This window comes from Butyricicoccus pullicaecorum, assembly GCF_002160355.1.
Lineage (GTDB): Bacteria > Bacillota > Clostridia > Oscillospirales > Butyricicoccaceae > Butyricicoccus > Butyricicoccus pullicaecorum.
In genome coordinates, this window is sequence record NZ_NFKK01000012.1 from 39,629 (window position 1) to 56,822 (window position 17,194).

At 57.1% G+C, this 17,194-nt stretch carries 18 protein-coding genes; all 18 read left to right on the plus strand.

Features of this window, described 5'->3' with window-relative positions; genetic code table 11:
* Positions 1-147: 147 nt before the first annotated feature.
* A complete protein-coding gene (locus tag B5F17_RS10160) occupies positions 148-816 on the plus strand; it encodes a site-2 protease family protein (protein ID WP_143287724.1) in 669 nt (222 codons plus the stop codon).
* A complete protein-coding gene (locus B5F17_RS10165) occupies positions 813-1,535 on the plus strand; it encodes a segregation and condensation protein A (RefSeq protein WP_016146267.1) in 723 nt (240 codons plus the stop codon). The genes B5F17_RS10160 and B5F17_RS10165 overlap by 4 nt, the downstream gene beginning before the upstream one ends.
* Positions 1,532-2,074, plus strand: coding sequence for an SMC-Scp complex subunit ScpB (scpB, locus tag B5F17_RS10170; protein WP_087373566.1), 543 nt, complete (start codon positions 1,532-1,534; stop codon positions 2,072-2,074). Before B5F17_RS10165 ends, scpB begins: the two co-directional genes overlap by 4 nt.
* A gap of 6 nt (positions 2,075-2,080) precedes the next feature.
* Positions 2,081-2,728, plus strand: a complete 648-nt coding sequence (locus B5F17_RS10175) for a DUF2953 domain-containing protein (protein ID WP_087373567.1) — start codon at positions 2,081-2,083, stop codon at positions 2,726-2,728.
* Positions 2,725-3,177, plus strand: coding sequence for a GerW family sporulation protein (gene ytfJ, locus B5F17_RS10180; RefSeq protein ID WP_087373570.1), 453 nt, complete (start codon positions 2,725-2,727; stop codon positions 3,175-3,177). Before B5F17_RS10175 ends, ytfJ begins: the two co-directional genes overlap by 4 nt.
* 120 nt (positions 3,178-3,297) lie before the next feature.
* The gene (locus tag B5F17_RS10185; RefSeq protein ID WP_162608149.1) at positions 3,298-4,362 is read left to right on the plus strand and encodes a D-alanyl-D-alanine carboxypeptidase family protein; all 1,065 of its coding nucleotides are present in this window, start codon (positions 3,298-3,300) and stop codon (positions 4,360-4,362) included.
* Positions 4,363-4,397: 35 nt separating this feature from the next.
* On the plus strand, positions 4,398-5,108 hold the full coding sequence (locus B5F17_RS10190; RefSeq protein ID WP_016146272.1) for a pseudouridine synthase: 711 nt from the start codon (positions 4,398-4,400) through the stop codon (positions 5,106-5,108).
* Between the two features lie 166 nt (positions 5,109-5,274).
* Entirely contained in the window at positions 5,275-6,138 is an 864-nt protein-coding gene (locus B5F17_RS10195; RefSeq protein WP_087373574.1) for a MurR/RpiR family transcriptional regulator, read from the plus strand.
* Positions 6,139-7,377 carry a BaiN/RdsA family NAD(P)/FAD-dependent oxidoreductase gene (locus B5F17_RS10200; RefSeq protein WP_087373575.1) on the plus strand — a complete coding sequence of 413 codons (1,239 nt, stop codon included), beginning with the start codon at positions 6,139-6,141 and terminating at the stop codon, positions 7,375-7,377.
* Positions 7,374-8,057: a (d)CMP kinase gene (gene cmk, locus B5F17_RS10205; RefSeq protein WP_087373577.1), complete on the plus strand. Its 684-nt coding sequence runs from the start codon at positions 7,374-7,376 to the stop codon at positions 8,055-8,057. Before B5F17_RS10200 ends, cmk begins: the two co-directional genes overlap by 4 nt.
* A gap of 5 nt (positions 8,058-8,062) precedes the next feature.
* The gene (locus tag B5F17_RS10210; RefSeq protein WP_016146276.1) at positions 8,063-8,650 is read left to right on the plus strand and encodes a lysophospholipid acyltransferase family protein; all 588 of its coding nucleotides are present in this window, start codon (positions 8,063-8,065) and stop codon (positions 8,648-8,650) included.
* Positions 8,647-10,584 carry a bifunctional 4-hydroxy-3-methylbut-2-enyl diphosphate reductase/30S ribosomal protein S1 gene (locus B5F17_RS10215; protein ID WP_087373579.1) on the plus strand — a complete coding sequence of 646 codons (1,938 nt, stop codon included), beginning with the start codon at positions 8,647-8,649 and terminating at the stop codon, positions 10,582-10,584. The genes B5F17_RS10210 and B5F17_RS10215 overlap by 4 nt, the downstream gene beginning before the upstream one ends.
* A 113-nt stretch (positions 10,585-10,697) precedes the next feature.
* Complete coding sequence (gene yunB, locus B5F17_RS10220; protein ID WP_087373581.1) at positions 10,698-11,375, plus strand: sporulation protein YunB; 678 nt, start codon at positions 10,698-10,700, stop codon at positions 11,373-11,375.
* A gap of 113 nt (positions 11,376-11,488) precedes the next feature.
* On the plus strand, positions 11,489-13,477 hold the full coding sequence (ligA, locus tag B5F17_RS10225; RefSeq protein ID WP_087373583.1) for an NAD-dependent DNA ligase LigA: 1,989 nt from the start codon (positions 11,489-11,491) through the stop codon (positions 13,475-13,477).
* A 46-nt stretch (positions 13,478-13,523) separates the two neighbouring features.
* Positions 13,524-13,811, plus strand: a complete 288-nt coding sequence (gene gatC / locus B5F17_RS10230) for an Asp-tRNA(Asn)/Glu-tRNA(Gln) amidotransferase subunit GatC (RefSeq protein ID WP_087373585.1) — start codon at positions 13,524-13,526, stop codon at positions 13,809-13,811.
* Positions 13,812-13,823: 12 nt separating this feature from the next.
* On the plus strand, positions 13,824-15,293 hold the full coding sequence (gene gatA, locus B5F17_RS10235; protein WP_087373587.1) for an Asp-tRNA(Asn)/Glu-tRNA(Gln) amidotransferase subunit GatA: 1,470 nt from the start codon (positions 13,824-13,826) through the stop codon (positions 15,291-15,293).
* A 17-nt stretch (positions 15,294-15,310) separates the two neighbouring features.
* The gene (gatB, locus tag B5F17_RS10240) at positions 15,311-16,741 is read left to right on the plus strand and encodes an Asp-tRNA(Asn)/Glu-tRNA(Gln) amidotransferase subunit GatB (protein ID WP_016146282.1); all 1,431 of its coding nucleotides are present in this window, start codon (positions 15,311-15,313) and stop codon (positions 16,739-16,741) included.
* 23 nt (positions 16,742-16,764) lie between these two features.
* Complete coding sequence (locus B5F17_RS10245; RefSeq protein WP_016146283.1) at positions 16,765-17,163, plus strand: hypothetical protein; 399 nt, start codon at positions 16,765-16,767, stop codon at positions 17,161-17,163.
* Positions 17,164-17,194: the final 31 nt, after the last annotated feature.

A 17,194-nucleotide genomic window follows, 5' to 3' on the forward strand; every position in this document is an offset into this window, starting at 1 on the left:
AAACGGGAGTCGTTACGGCTCCCGTTTTTTTTGATTTTCCGACCGGTTTCTGTTTGCAAACGGTTTGTTAAATTTGCGGTTTTCGTTGCAAAAAGGTATGAAATCCACTATAATGAGAATGATCAGTTTATCTGGAGGAAATTTACTGTGTTACTTCGATCTTTGCTGAGCGGAGACCTGCGGGAGTTCGTCATTACGCTCTGTCTGGTACTGCCCGCGGTTATCATCTGTCTGACCATTCATGAATGTGCACACGGTTTGACAGCGCGCGCACTGGGTGACCGGACGGCAGAGCGTGCCGGACGACTGACGCTTGACCCCATGGCGCACATCGATCCCTTCGGCTTCCTGTGTATGATGCTGTTGGGCTTCGGCTGGGCGCGTCCGGTGCCGGTCAATGTGTCTGGTTTCCGCATCAAGAACCGCAAACTGGGCATGGCGCTGGTTGCACTGGCAGGCCCGGTGTCCAACCTGCTGCTTGCGCTGGTCAGTTACATTGTGGCGCTGCTTCTGACCTATAAGGTAAACAGCGACATCATGTTCCTGGAAACTCTGCGCATGTTTTTCACCTACATCGGCATACTGTCGGTCGGTCTGGGTGTATTCAACCTGATTCCGGTGCATCCGCTGGACGGCTCGCGTGTGCTCAACGCCTTTCTGCCGTACCGGCTTCAGGTCAAGATGGAGCGCTATCAGTCGGTCATCCTGCTTGCGCTGATCGTCATTCTCTACTTTGGCTTGTTCGATCTGGTCATCGCAGGTGTCGACAACTGGGTGATTGAGCTGGCCATTCGGGTGGTGCGTCCCCTGTTATGAATGAAATGACCTTCCATCTGTCGGCGTTCGACGGCCCGCTCGATTTGCTGCTGCATCTGATTGCACGCAATAAGGTATCCATTTATGATATCCCGATTGCGTCCATTCTGGAGCAGTATTTAGAGGTGCTGCACACGGCAGAGGCGATGGACTTGGACGTAGCCGGTGATTTTATCGCGATGGCGGCGCAGCTGGTGTATATCAAGTCCAAAATGCTGCTGCCCAAACCCGAAGCCGAGGAAGAGGAAGACCCGCGCGCCGAGCTGGTCGAGCAGCTGCTCGAATATCAGCGCATGAAGGAGATGACGCCGTATTTCCGCGATCATCTGGACGTTGGGCGCGATGTGATTGCCAAGCCGCCCGAACCGCGTGGCGAACGCGGACCGGTCGAGTACCATCATCAGCCGTCCGATCTGGTGCGTGCTGCCCGTGCGCTTTTGGAGCGTGCCCAGCGCCGCACGCCGCCGTCAGCCGCCGCCTTTCGCGGCATTGTCGGCCGTGAGAGCGTGCCGGTCGGGGTCAAGATTGCAGCCATCCTCAAGCGCTTCCTCGGACAGACCCGACTGCGCTTTACCAGCCTGTTTGAGGGTGCGAAAAGCCGGTCGGAGGTGGTTGCCACCTTTTTGGCCGTGCTCGAACTGTCCAAGGAGCGACGCATTGTGCTGGAAGGCGATGGGGAACAGACCGAACTTACACTGGTGGAGGACGATAGGGCATGACAAAACTGGAAGCAACGCTCGAGGCCATTCTGTTTGCGGTCGGCGATGCCGTACCCGTTGCGCGTCTGGCAGCGGCAGCCGATGCCGAACCGGCACAGGTTGCGCATGCGCTGCACGCGCTGGCGGCACACTATGACCAGTCTGGCAGCGGCATTCAGCTGGTGCGCATGGAGGATAAGGTGCAGCTCTGTACCCGTCCGGCCTACGCCGCAGCCGTGCGCCGCGCGACCGAGAGTCGCAGACCGCCGGCGCTGTCCGCGGCAGCGCTCGAAGTGCTGACCGTTGTAGCCTATCGCCAGCCGGTCACCCGCGCCTATATCGAACAGCTGCGCGGCGTGGACTCGAGCGGTACGGTGGCCAGTCTGCTGGATAAGGGACTCATCGAGGCATGCGGTCATCTGGACGTGCCGGGAAGACCAACCTTGTTCCGCACGACCGACGTTTTTCTGCGTACCTTCGGCATCAGCGGTCTGTCCGAATTGCCCAACCTGCCCGAACTGACCGAAGGGGAACAGCTTGTGCTCAAGGAAACGGAGTGAGGGCGGATGATTGTGCTGAAGATTGTCGGCTACATCGCAGGCGGACTGGCCGCAGTGCTGCTGATCGTGTTTGTGCTGGCATTTTTGCTGCTCCTGCCGCGTGTCGGCATGGATTTGCACGCGCAGGATGGCACGTTCACCGCGAAAATCCGATATGGATGGATTTACAAGACCATCAGCTTGCCGAAAGGCAAAAAGAAACAGCCAAAACAAAAATCTGAGAAACTGTCCGAACCGGCCGAAGAAACATCGAGCAAATTGGGAATGGGAAAGGATATCCTGTCCAAACTGGATTTGGGAGATGTGATGTGTGAGGTGCTGGATTTTCTGGACGACGTGAAGGATCGCCTGCGTATCGATGTACTGTATGTCCATGCGGTGCTGGCGACCGGAGACGCGGCCAAGACCGGACTGTATCTCGGTTATCTCTCGGCGATTACGGGGATTATTTACCCGTTTCTCGCCCGTAATTTTACCATCAAAACCCTGGAGATCGTGTTAGACGGCGATTTTGAGGGCAGTAAGACCCGATATGACCTGCGCTTTGCCTGCTCGTTCCGCCCCATCCGTATGTTGATGGCGGGAATCAAGCACGGCTTCCGGCTGTATCGGATGATTCGACAGACGCAAAAAGTGGAGGCGAAAGCAAAATGAGTGAACATCATCCCATCCAAGACCTGATGAACGGGACTATGGAAAAGATCAAGAGCATGATCGATGCCAATACCGTCGTCGGTACGCCCATCACCACGCCGGACGGCACGACTGTCATCCCGGTTTCGCGTGTGACCTTTGGCTTTGGCTCGGGCGGCACCGATTTTCAGAGCCGTCATTCCAAGGAGACCACCCCGCTGAGCTTTGGCGGCGGCGGTGCAGCCGGTGTGACCGTGACGCCGGTTTGTTTTCTGGTCATCTCGCCGACCGAGGGTACGCATGTACTGGGCATCAATGCACAGGCTGTCAATACCGCAGACCGTCTGGTCGAGATGATTCCGGGTGCAGTCGGCAAGGTATCGAGCTTCCTGGCCAAGCGCATGGGTGACGACCCTGAGGAGACCGCCGAGGAACTCAAGACCAACAAGTCCGAAACGACCGAGCCGTAAAATTTTTCCGGTTTCTCCCGTATATTCCGCCGAACCTACTCGTATGATACATGGGTAGGTTCTCTTTTTCAGGAAAGATCGGGAGGGACGGAAATGCGAAGATGGCGGACAAGGGTTTTGATGTGTTTGTTTCTGGTGCTGTTATGCGGACGCGCCGGAGCGATGAGCGCACAGAGTGCGGTGGTGATCGATGCCGATACCGGCGAAGTGCGCTATGAGCACAATGCGGACGCCGTGCTGCCTATGGCGTCAACCACCAAGATTATGACCGCCATTGTCGCCATCGAACAGGGAGACATTGACCGAACATACACGGTCAAACCGGAGTACACCCAAACCGAGGGCTCGTCCATGTACCTCAAACCGGGAGAGACGGTAAGCGTTCGGGATACCTTGTATGGACTCATGCTGATGAGTGGAAACGACGCGGCGCTTGCCATCGCAGGCGAGTGCGGCGGACAGGAAGCCTTTGTGCAGGCGATGAACGACAAAGCCGAGGCGCTGGGGCTGACCAATACGCATTTTGAAAACCCGAACGGTTTAGATGGTGATACCCACCACACAACGGCGCGGGAGCTGGCTGAGCTGACAGCCTACGCGCTGCAAAATCCGGATTTCCGGGAGATCGTCAGCACCAAAAACATCACCTGCGCCGGGCGCACGATGGTCAATCACAATAAGATGCTCAGTCTGTACGAGGGTGCAATCGGGGTCAAGACCGGGTACACCAAAAAGTGCGGGCGGTGTCTGGTGTCGGCTGCCGAGCGCAATGGCCGCACGCTGATTGCTGTGACCCTCAACGACCCGGACGACTGGAACGATCACTGCACCATGCTGGACGAGGCATTTGCACAATATACCCCGGTGACCCTGCATGAGGCAGGGGACACGGTAGGGGAGGTCACAGTCGAGGGCGGGACGGCACAGTCGGTGCCGCTCGTTGCCGGACATGAAGTGACCGCCTACCTTGCACCGGGGGAACAGGTCACAGACAGCCTGCGCGGCCGACCGTTTGTGTATGCGACCGTCGCAGGCGGAGACTATTACGGCGAGATCGTTTATCAGATTGGCGAACATATTTTGAAGACCGATACCCTGTCTTATGCGTACGATGTGGAGCAGCTTCCGCCGCGCAAGGGTATTTTGGAACGGTGTCTGGACTTTGTCCGGGGACTGTTCGATTAAAAGATCAGTTTTGAAAGAAATAAGAGGATAAAGATATGAAAGAACGCATTCAGAAAATTATGGCACAGTCCGGTCTGTGCTCGCGCCGCGCGGCAGAGCAGATCATCCGCGATGGCGGCGTGACCGTCAACGGCCGCCCGGCAGGCCTGGGCGACTCGGCTGACCCGGTACGCGATAAGATTTTGGTCAACGGCAAGCCGCTGCGCCGTGCCGAGGAGAAGGTTTACCTCATGCTCAACAAGCCGCGCGGCTACGTGTCCACGCTCAAGGACGAGCGCGGCAGAAAGACCGTCCGTCAGCTGGTTGCGGGCTGCCATGCACGTGTTTATCCGGTCGGTCGACTGGATGCCGATTCCGAGGGTCTGCTGCTCATGACCAACGACGGCGAATTGACGCTGCACCTGACCCATCCGTCACACGAGGCGGGTAAGACCTATCTGGTCAGCGTGCGCGGTGACCTGCGCCGCCTGTCCGGTCTGGAGCAGCCTATGGATATCGACGGCTACACCGTCCAGCCTGCCAAGGTATATATCCGTGACCAGGCTTCGGATACCGAAGCGCATATTGAAATGACCATTCACGAGGGCAGAAACCGCCAGATTCGTAAGATGTGCGAGAAGTGCGGTCTGGAGGTTCGCCGCCTCAAACGCATCGCGGTCGGTGAACTCATGCTCGACCCCAAGCTGGCACCCGGAAAGTGGCGTGCGCTGACCCCGGAAGAAATTGCATATTTGAAGGAATTTTAAATTCATCTTGCAAAAAACTTGCAAACGCTCTTGCATTTTCTTCACATATTTCATACAATGAACTTAGACCGCTGCACCATCTGCCGGTGCAGCGGTTGCTTTTGCAATGAAAACGCGCCGGATATGTGAAAAACGGCGTGAATAGAGGAGACAAACAGGCAACGCCATGAATGATTTGATGAACCGGATTCAGTGCAATCTGCCCGAATTTTCCAAGGGCCAGAGGCTGATTGCACGGTATATCACAGAACACTATGACAAAGCGGCCTTTATGACCGCGAGCAGACTGGGCGCGACGGTGGGCGTCAGTGAATCGACCGTCGTGCGCTTTGCAACCGAACTTGGCTATGACGGATACCCACACCTGCAAAAGACCTTGCAGGAGATGATCCGCAACCGCCTGACCGCTGTGCAGCGCATGGAGGTCACCAACGATCGCATGGGCAATCGCGACGTCCTGCAGACCGTGCTGTCGGCAGATGTGGAAAAGATCCGCATGACGCTCGACGAGATCGACCGCGAGGCGTTCCAGAGTGCGGTGGAAGCGATCTCGAACGCCAACCGTATTTACATCCTGGGCGTGCGCTCGTCGTCCGCGCTGGCTAATTTCCTGGGCTTTTACTTCTCGCTGATTTTTGATAATGTCAAGCTGGTCAACACCAATACGGTCAGCGAGATCTTCGAGCAGGTACTGCGTGCAGGCAAGGGTGACGTCTTTATCGGCATCAGCTTCCCGCGCTACTCCAAGCGCACGCTGTCGGCTATGAAGTATTCCAAGGATCAGGGTGCACAGGTTATTGCCCTGACCGACTCCCGTCTGTCGCCGCTCGCACGCTATGCCGACCATGTACTGGTCGCCAAGAGCGACATGGCTTCTTTTGTGGACTCGCTGGTCGCACCGCTGTCCGTGCTCAATGCGCTGATCGTTGCGGTTGGTATGAACCGTCAGCAGGAGATCGAGGGTACATTCAACAAGCTGGAGTCCATCTGGGACAAGTACCAGGTCTATGAGAAGCTGGAGGGCGAATAAATGACGATTGCAGTCATCGGCGCGGGCGCTGCCGGACTCATGGCCGCAGGTGCTGCGGCAGAGGCAGGCGCACACGTGCTGTTGTTCGACAAGAATGCCAAGGTCGGACGCAAGATTATGATTACGGGCAAGGGACGGTGCAACGTCACCAATAACTGCGACGTACAGACCGTTCTGGCCAATGTGCCGGTCAATCCCCGTTTTTTGTACTCGGCGCTGGGCGGATGCAGTCCGGCTGACGTGATGGACTTTTTTGAAAATGAGGGTGTACCGCTCAAAACCGAGCGCGGTAACCGTGTATTTCCGGTGTCCGACAAGGCGCTTGATATCGTAGACGCGCTGTTTTTCTACGTCAAGCGGCTGGGCGTGAAATTTGAATTTGAACATACTGTAGACAAGATTCTGACCGGGGAAGACGGTGCGGTGTGCGGTGTGCAGGCGGACGGCAAGACCTACGAGGCCGACCGAGTCATCGTCGCCACCGGCGGCGCATCCTATCCGGCGACCGGTTCGACCGGCGACGGCTATACCTTTGCTAAGGCACTCGGTCACACGGTCGTGTCTCCGCGTCCGTCTCTGGTTCCGCTGGTCGCACGCGGTGACGTATGCCAGAAGCTCATGGGATTGTCGCTTAAAAACGTGCAGGTCACGGTCTACGAGGGACAGAAGGCGGTCTATGAGGACTTCGGTGAGATGCTGTTCACCCATTTCGGTGTGTCTGGCCCGCTCATCCTGTCGGCTTCGGCGCACATGCGCCATTTCGGCAGCAAGGAGTACCGCATCGACATCGATCTCAAACCGGCATTGGATGAAAAGACGCTGGACAAGCGTCTGCTGTCCGATTTTGAAAAGCATAAAAACAGCGACTTTATCAACGCGCTCGGCGAACTGCTGCCGCGCAAGCTGATTCCGGTTGTCGTAGAGCGCTCGGGCATCGACCCGCGCGTCAAGGTGCATTCGGTCACCAAGGCACAGCGTCAGGCACTCGTGCGCCTGCTCAAGGCATTCCCAGTGGAAATCACTGGTGCACGTCCGATTGCCGAGGCTATCGTCACGACCGGCGGCGTGTCGGTGCGTGACGTCAACCCCAAGACTATGGCGTCCAAGCGCACCCCGGGCTTGTACTTTGCGGGCGAGGTGCTGGACGTGGACGCGTACACGGGCGGCTTTAACTTACAGATTGCCTGGGCGACCGGTCGGCTGGCCGGAAAGAGCGCGGCAGAGGAGGAACAGAAATGAATCAAGACGTGATTGCGGTCGCGATTGACGGGCCTGCCGGTGCGGGCAAGTCGACCATCGCACGTGCAGCTGCCGCACAGCTGGGCTTTGTCTATGTGGATACCGGTGCATTGTATCGAACCATCGGTCTGGCGGTCTGCCGCCGAGGCATTGACGGCACCGATGTACCGGGTATCCTTGCAACGCTGCCCGAAATTCAGGTGGGACTCACGTATCAGGACGGTGCACAGCATGTGCTGCTGGACGGCGAGGATGTGTCCGATGCCATCCGCACCCCGCAGATTTCCACCTATGCTTCGCAGGTCTCGTCGGTACCCGAGGTGCGTGCCTATCTGTTGGATTTGCAGCGCGATCTGGCACGCCGTCAGTCGGTCATCATGGACGGACGCGACATTGGTACGGTCATTCTGCCCAATGCGAAGGTCAAGATTTTCCTGACCGCATCGCCCGAAAAGCGTGCGGCACGCCGCTGCGCCGAGCTGCGCGAGAAGGGACAGGACGTGACGGTCGAGGGCATTCTGGCCGACATGGAACGCCGGGACGCGCTGGACGCTTCGCGTGCTGTGGCACCGCTCAAGCAGGCGGAAGATGCCGTTCTGGTGGATACCAGCGACCTGACTTTGGAACAGAGCATCGAGGCCGTCCTGACGGTCATTCGTGACAAGATGAAAGGAGCGTGACCGGGGTGGCTAAATATCATCGCTGGTTTCAGCGTTTGGCGCTGCCCTTTGTGCAGCTGGCATTTCATATCCATTTTAAGCTGCACATCGTCGGCCGCGAGAACATTCCGGAAGGCGGCTGCGTGGTTTGTCCGAATCACAAGCACAACTCCGATCCTCCGCTGGCTGCGTGCGGTATTTCCAACCGTCACAGCATCCGCATTATGGCAAAGAAAGAGCTGTTTGAGATTCGCGGCCTGAGCTGGCTGATCACCTGGCTGGGTGCGTTCCCGGTCGACCGCTCGAGAGCTGATCTGACCGCGATCAAGACCGCGCTGCAAGCGGTCAAGGACGGCAACAAGCTGCTTATTTTCCCGCAGGGCACACGCGGTGCCAGTGAAAACGAGGCCAAGGACGGCGCGGCAATGCTCGCGCTCAAGACCAAGGCACCCATCGTTCCGATGTACATTACCGAGAAGAAGGAAAAGCATGGACGGGTCAACGTCATCATCGGCAAACCCTTCCTGCCTGACCCGAAGAGCAAAGATTATGCAGCGCTGTCTCAGGAGATCATGCGCCGCATTTATGAGCTGAAGCCGGAGGAAGAGCGATGAGTCGGGTCACGGTTGCCCAGTCGGCGGGCTTTTGCTTTGGCGTGCGCCGTGCGGTGGATTTAGCCGAGCGGGAAGCGGCCAAACATCAGACGCTGTACTCGTATGGCGAGATTATCCACAACACCCATGAGACGCGGAGACTGGAAAAGCTGGGCGTGCGCACTGCTGAATGCACGGCTGACATCCCGGACGGCGCAGCCGTTCTCATCCGCGCCCACGGCGTGACGCGGGCAGTCTATGAGGAGCTCGAAGCCAAGGGATGCACGGTCTACGACGCGACCTGCCCGTTTGTTGCCAAGATTCACCGGATTGTCGAGGCAGAGTCCAAGGCTGGCCGGAGAATCATCATTTTGGGCAGCAAAAACCACCCGGAAGTACTCGGAATTGCCGGTTGGTGTCAAAATGCGGCGATTTATGAGAGTTCAGAGCAACTTTTGCAGGCTTTGGACGAACTCGGCCTTCCGCCCGAAACCCCGGTCAGCGTTGTGGGTCAAACCACACTCAATCGGGCAAGTTGGAATATTTCTGTGAAGATTCTAAAAAAAAGGTATACAAACTGCAAAATATTTGATACAATATGTAATGCTACGGATGAGCGCCAGACAGAAGCTCGTTCGCTTGCCGGAAGATCGGACTGCATGGTTGTGATCGGGGACAAAAAAAGCTCGAACACCAAGCGCCTGTATGAGATCAGTGCGTCTCTTTGCCCACACGTCCTCCACATCGAGGACGCGACAGAACTCGGGACGTCGGATATCGAGGCACTTCGTGGCCTAACAGTGGGCATCACCGCAGGCGCGTCTACTCCGGCATGGATAATTAAGGAGGTCAGTAACATGATGAGCGCAGAAACTAGAATCGAAACCAATGAGGATTTCGCAGCAATGCTGGAGGAGTCCTTCAAAACTTTAAATAATGGAGATAAAGTCACCGGCACCGTCATCGCCGTTTCCCCGACTGAGGTACAGGTTGATCTGGGCGTAAAGCACACCGCTTACATCCCGGTATCCGAGCTGTCCGACGATCCGTCCTACAAGGTTGAGGAGCATGTAAAGCCGGGCGACGAGATCGAGGCTGTTGTCGTTCGCGTCAACGATCTCGAGGGCACCGTTGCTCTGTCCAAGAAGCGCGTTGATCAGCTGAAGGGCTGGGAGACCATCGAGGCTGCTAAGGAAGAGCACACCCCGGTTGAGGGCACCATCATCGAGGAGAACCGCGGCGGTATCGTTGCAACTGCTCACGGCGTTCGTGTCTTCATCCCCGCTTCCCAGACCGGTGTTCCGAAGGACGAGTCCATGGCACAGCTGGTTAAGACCAAGCAGACTTTCTACATCACCGAGATCAACCGTCAGCGCAAGCGCGTCGTTGGTTCTATCCGCCAGATCCAGCAGGAGGCTCGCAAGGCAGCTGCTGAGAAGGTTTGGGAGACCATCGAGGTTGGCGCAGAGTACGAGGGCACCGTTAAGAGCCTGACTTCTTACGGCGCATTCGTTGACATCGGCGGCGTAGACGGCATGATCCACATCTCCGAGCTGTCCTGGGGCCGTATCAAGCATCCGTCTGAGGTTGTTAGCATCGGCGACCATGTCAATGTATACGTAATCGCACTCGACCGCGAGAACAAGAAGATTTCCCTGGGCTACAAGCGTCCGGAGGATAATCCGTGGAACATCTTCACCACCAACTTCCAGGTTGGCGACACCGCTACCGTTAAGATCCTGAAGTTCATGCCCTTCGGCGCATTCGCAGAGATCGTTCCGGGCGTTGACGGCCTGATCCACATTTCTCAGATTGCTGATCATCGCATCGCAAAGGCTGAGGAAGCTCTGACCATCGGCCAGGAGGTCGAGGCTAAGATCATCGACATCAACGATGAGAAGAAGAAGGTTTCCCTGTCCATCCGTGCACTGCTGGACGGCGTTGACGAGGAGTAATCCTGTAATATCGCTTCATAAGAGAGCACCCCATTTCGGGTGCTCTTTTTTTGCCCTGTGAGGACTACCGGCGCAAAACGCGGCATAGAGTACCCACGGGGAGGGATGCGCGGATGAGAGCGAGACGAAATTATCGCAGGATGGGGAGAGCTTACCTGCTCGCACTCATTCCGCTTGTCTGCGCGGTGGTATATACGCTTTTTCTGCATGCCATCCGACCAATTTTGTTCGATCATGCGGAAAATTATGTCGTGCACGAGGCATCTTTCGCACTCTATGACGTGCTGACGGATACAGTCTATGAAAATCGGGCAGAATATGCCAATCTGGTGCAGTTCGAACGCGACAGCGAACAGAACGTGACCGCACTCAAAACCGACGGTATTCTGGCCAATCACCTCAAAGTGCAGGTATCGCAGGCGGTCTATGAAGCACTCGATGAACTCGAGCACAGTAAGGTGCAGATTTCGCTCGGTTCGCTGCTCGGACCTGACCTGTTCGGTGGCTTCGGTCCGGATTTTCAGGTCGGTATCTCCAGTCTGGGCTATGTGCAGGCCGATTTCATCAGCGCGTTCACCGATGCGGGCATCAATCAGACACGACATCAGATTATTTTGGAGGTCACAGCCGAAATGCGCATCCTGACCGGTCTGGGCGGTGTGGACACGGAAGTGACCAATCAGCTCGTCGTATCCGATACGGTCATCGTCGGTCACGTCCCCGAACAGTACACCTATATCGACGACACCGAGCAGAGTCTGCTGGGAAAAATCAACGATTATACCCCGTAAACGCGAGAAATGAGAAATTCAGTCTTTCTAAATCGGGGAAAGTTTGATATAATACTAAGGTATGCTGGTCGGTCTATGCGCATCGCACTCCTGGCCAGTAGAAAGGAGCCGCTATGGACGTTCAGCAGGAAATCCTGTCACTGCGCGAGCAGCTCAGGTATCACAATCAAAAATACTACGACCAGGACGCGCCCGAGATTTCGGACTACGATTATGATATGATGCAGCGCAAATTGCGCGCGCTCGAGACCGAATATCCCGAGTTTGACGATCCTGATTCTCCGACCCACCGCGTAGGTGGTGAGGCCGACGAGAAGTTTTCTAAGGTCACGCACGCCTATCCGCTCGAGAGTTTGCAGGATGTGTTCTCGTTCGACGAGCTTTCCGAGTTTTACGATCGGGTTGCCGGTGCCGGACAGCAGGCGGCGTACGTTGTCGAGTATAAGATCGACGGCCTTTCGGTTGCGCTCGAGTATATCGATGGCGTATTTGTGCGCGGCGCGACCCGCGGCGATGGTCAGGTGGGTGAGGATGTCACCGAAAACCTGCGCACCATCAAAGATATTCCCAAGACCCTCAAGGACGCACCCCATCGTCTGATCGTGCGCGGTGAAGTCTATATGAAGCGCTCGGTTTTCGATGCGCTCAATGCCGAGCGTGAGCTCAACGAGCAGCCGCTGCTTGCCAATCCGCGCAACGCGGCAGCCGGTTCGCTGCGTCAGCTCGACAGCAAGATCACAGCATCCCGTCAGCTGTCCATCTTCTGTTTTAACATCCAGAACAGTGACGAACTGCCGCTCACCAGCCACACGCAGGCGCTCGATTATCTCAAACAGCTCGGTTTCCCGGTCAGCCCGCGTTATCCGGTCTACACCGACCCGGCTGACGTACAGGCCGAGATCGAGAACATGGGAGAAAGCCGCGGCACACTGGATTTTGACATCGACGGTGCGGTCGTTAAGGTTGATAGCTTTGCGCAGCGTGAAGCATTGGGCTCGACTGCCAAGTTCCCGCGCTGGGCGGCGGCGTACAAGTACCCGCCCGAGGTCAAGGAAACTCTGCTCGAGGATATCACCATCACGGTTGGCCGTACCGGCGTGCTCACGCCCAATGCGGTACTCAAACCGGTGCGTCTGGCAGGTACGACTGTATCCCGTGCAACGCTGCACAACCGCGATTTTATCCGCGGCCTGGACGTGCGCGTGGGCGACACCGTACAGGTGCGCAAGGCAGGCGAGATCATCCCCGAGATCATCGGTGTCGTGATGGACAAGCGTCCGGCAGACACGGTACCCTTTGAGATGCCGCAGTTCTGTCCGGTGTGCGGTGCACCGGTCTATGAAGACCCGGACGAAGCCGCTATCCGCTGCACGGGTGCTGAGTGCCCGGCACAGCTTTTGCGCAATCTGATGCACTTTGCATCGCGCGACGCGATGGACATTGACGGACTGGGCGAGGGCGTACTCAATACGCTGATTGGTGCAGGACTTGTCAAGTCGGCAGCCGATCTGTACGGCCTGACCGTGGAGCAGATTGAGCCGCTTGACCGCATGGGGCGCAAGTCGGCAGAAAATCTGGTTGCCGGTATTGAGGCGAGCAAGACACGCGACCTGTCGCGCCTGCTGTTTGCCTTCGGCATCCGTCATGTCGGCCAGAAGGCCGGCAAGGTGCTGTCCGATCACTTCGGATCTCTCGACGCACTGCTTGCCGCACCGGTCGAGGAAATGACTGACATTCGCGACATTGGCCAGACCACCGCCGAGAGCATTGCGGCATGGCGGTCGCAGGAACAGTCTCACCATCTGATCGAAGCGCTGCGCGCTTGCGGCGTGAACTTCACGGGTGAAAAGACGGTCAAGAGCGACAAACTGGCCGGACAGACCATCGTGGCGACCGGTTCGCTCACGCGCTTTACGCGCAAGCAGATCAACGACCTCATCGAGTCCATGGGCGGCAAGGCGTCCGGTTCGGTCTCCAAAAAGACCAGCCTGGTTGTCGCGGGCGAAAATGCGGGTTCCAAGCTGCAAAAGGCGGCGGAGCTCGGTATCCCGGTCGTGGGCGAGGACGAATTTGCACGCATGATCGGTCTGGACACCGAATAAATCATCGCAATCTAAACAGATTTCACATACAGGAGGACATCAAGTCATGGCAATCACCAGACAGGAAATTGAACACATCGCCGTGCTGGCGCGTCTGGAGATGAGCGGCGAGCGCTTTGACCATCTGGCAGGCGATATGCAGAATATCGTCGGCATGGTCGATAAGCTCCAGCAGCTCGATCTCGGAGACATCACTGACGTCATCAACACCGAGCGCAAGAACGCGCTGCGCGAGGACGTCGTCGAGCAGGATTACACGCCTGAGGAACTCATCGAGCCCAATGCGCCCGACTTCCAGGCAGGCGGCGTAGCCGTACCGAGAATTGTGGAATAAGAGGTGAAGAGCATGGAATTATTTAAGAAAACAGCGTCCGAGCTGTCCGAACTGCTCGCAAAGAAGGAGATCAGTGCGGTAGAGCTGGCAAAGGACGTTCTGGAAAGAACCAAGGCGGTCGACGATAAGGTCGGCGCTTACATCACGGTTGCTGAGGAGTCGGCACTGGCACAGGCTGCGGCAGTCGACGCAAAGCGTGCTTCCGGTGAGGAACTGTCCGCGCTGGCAGGTATCCCGGTTGCCGTCAAGGATAACATCTGCACCAAGGGCACGCTGACCACCTGCGCGTCCAAGATGCTGTATAACTTTAAGCCCCCGTATAACGCGACTGCAGTGGACAAGCTGGCGGCACACGACATGGTTGTCACCGGTAAGGTCAACATGGACGAGTTCGCAATGGGTTCTTCCTGCGAAAACTCGGCTGTCAAGCTGACCCACAACCCGCATGATCTGAACCGTGTACCGGGTGGTTCGTCCGGCGGTTCTGCGGCAGTTGTCGCAGCAGGCGAAGTGCCGCTGGCACTGGGTTCGGATACTGGTGGCTCCATCCGTCAGCCCGCATCCTTCTGCGGTGTCGTCGGCCTCAAGCCCACCTACGGTGCGGTTTCCCGTTACGGTCTGATCGCGTTCGCATCCTCGCTCGACCAGATTGGCCCCTTCGGACGTTCCATCGAGGACGCAGCGATGCTGCTCGATGCCATCACCGGCTATGACCCGACCCACGACTCGACTTCGGTCAAGACCCCGTTCGAGGGCTCGGTGCGTGCAAACCTGAACCCCGACATGAAGGGCAAGAAGATCGGTCTGCCCAAGGAGTACTTTGGCGAGGGTATCTCGGAGGAGGTACGCAAGGCGGTTCTGGCTGCTGCCGATTCGTACAAGGCAATGGGCGCAGAGGTCTTTGAGATCTCGCTGCCGCTGGTCGATTACGCACTGCCCATCTACTACATCCTGTCTTCGGCTGAGGCATCTTCCAACCTGGCACGTTTCGACGGCGTCAAGTATGGCTACCGCACCCCGAACGCAGGCGATGACCTCATCGATCTGTACGTCAAGTCCCGTTCTGAGGGCTTCGGCGAGGAGGTACAGCGCCGCATTATGCTGGGTACCTACGTGCTGTCTTCCGGTTACTACGACGCATACTACAAGAAGGCACGCGCAGCACAGCGTAAGATCAAGGAAGAGTTCGCGTCTGCATTTGACAAGTGCGACATGATTCTGACCCCGGTTGCACCGACCACCGCTTACGAGATCGGTTCCAAGACTCAGGACCCGCTGGAGATGTACGCAGGCGATATCTGTACGGTCAGCGTCAACATCGCAGGCCTGCCCGGTCTGGTTCAGCCCTGCGGCTTTGACAGCAGCAAGATGCCCATTGGCATGCAGCTGATCGGCCGTCCGTTCGGTGAGCAGGAACTGCTGAACGCTGGTCTGGCGTTTGAGCAGGCATCCGGCCTCAAGAACATCATCGCGGCACTGTAAGGAGGAGAGACATCAACATGAAATACGAAGCTGTCATCGGTCTCGAGGTGCACGCGGAACTGTCCACCAAGAGCAAGATTTTCTGCGCATGCTCAACCGAGTTTGGCGCACCCATCAATAGCCACACCTGTCCGGTCTGCACCGGTATGCCGGGTGCACTGCCCGTGCTCAACAAGCAGGTTGTACATTACGCGGCAAAAATGGGTCTGGCGACCGGCTGTACGGTCAACCGCCTGTGCAAGTCCGACCGTAAGAACTATTTCTACCCCGACCTGCCCAAGGCATATCAGATTTCCCAGTTCGACGTTCCGATCTGCGAGAATGGTGAGGTATTCTTCTACGTGGACGGCGAGAAGAAGTCCTGCCGTCTGGAGCGTATCCACTTCGAGGAGGACGCAGGCAAGCTGCTGCACGACGAGATCGACGGCACGGTCGTTGACTTCAACCGCTGCGGCGTACCGCTGATCGAGATGGTTACCAAGCCCGATCTGCATTCCTCTGCCGAGGCCAAGGAATTCCTCGAGATGATCAAGACCACCCTGTCTTACCTTGATATCTGTGACTGTAAGATGGAGGAAGGCTCCATCCGCTGTGATATCAACGTTTCCATCCGTCCGGAAGGCTCGACTGAGCTGGGCACCCGTGTCGAGATGAAGAACGTCAACACCTTCTCGGGTGCGGTTCGCGCAATCGACTACGAGATCGCACGTCAGATCGACGTTGTTGAGCACGGCGGCACCATCCAGCAGGAGACCCGCCGCTGGGATGATGTCAAGCTCAAGAATACCGTCATGCGTACCAAGGAAGATGCGCAGGACTACCGTTATTTCCCCGATCCGGACCTGATTGCTGTCGAGATCGACGACGAGTGGATGCACCAGATCGAGAGCGAGATCCCTGAGCTGCCCATCACCCGTTACGAGCGCTATCTCAACGAGTACGGCATGACCGCAATGGAAGCACGTCAGCTGATGGATTCCTTTGCCAAGGCGAGCATGCTCGACCAGGCAGCTGCATCGGGTAAGATCAAGCCCAAGGCTGCTGCCAACTGGATTCTGTCCGATATTTCCAAGTACCTCAACGACAAGGGTGTTGAGCTGGGCGATACCAAGCTGACCGCAGACAAGCTGGTTGACCTGATCGTGCTCATCGAGGGCGGCACTATTTCGGGTGCAGCGGGCAAGAAGGTGCTCAAGGCACTGTTCGAGACCGACGAGACCGCAGAGCAGATTGTTGACCGCATGGGCCTCAAGCAGGTATCCGACGAGGGTGCAATCCTCGCGATCGTTCAGGACGTACTGGCGAAGAACGAGAAGGCAATCGCCGACTACAAGGCTGGCAAGAACGTCACCGGCTTCCTGGTTGGTCAGTGCATGAAGGCATCGCGCGGCCAGGGCAACCCGCAGATCATCAACAAGCTGCTCGCACAGGAGCTGGCGAAGCTCTAAGCGAACGAAAGGAGTTTTCTACGATGGCGGATAATCGAAACGATAAGGAACTCGACCTGGGCAAGCTCCCGGTGTTTGAGCTGCGCATTCCGGCGGACATGGAGTTCGTATTTGGCGTAGACTCGGTACACCCGTACGGTGAGCACACCATTCTCGCAGGTCAGGTATTCCGCGGCGAAATTGTGCCGGGCGCAATCGTCTCTTACGGCGAGATCGGCCCCAAGCATGTGCCGGTTGAGTCCTTCGCTTGCTATATCAGCAGCGTACAGGCACCCAACGAGGAGAAGCAGACCATGGAGCCTGTCGAGCGCGTGTCCAAGGACAGCGCGATGGGCGGCCGCTGCGCACTCGTTGTGACCGGTCGTGAGGCCAAGCACTTCAAGGAAGGCGGCATTGTGTTCGCACGCAGAATGGAAAAGTAAATCACAGAAAGCGGCGCATCTGCGCCGCTTT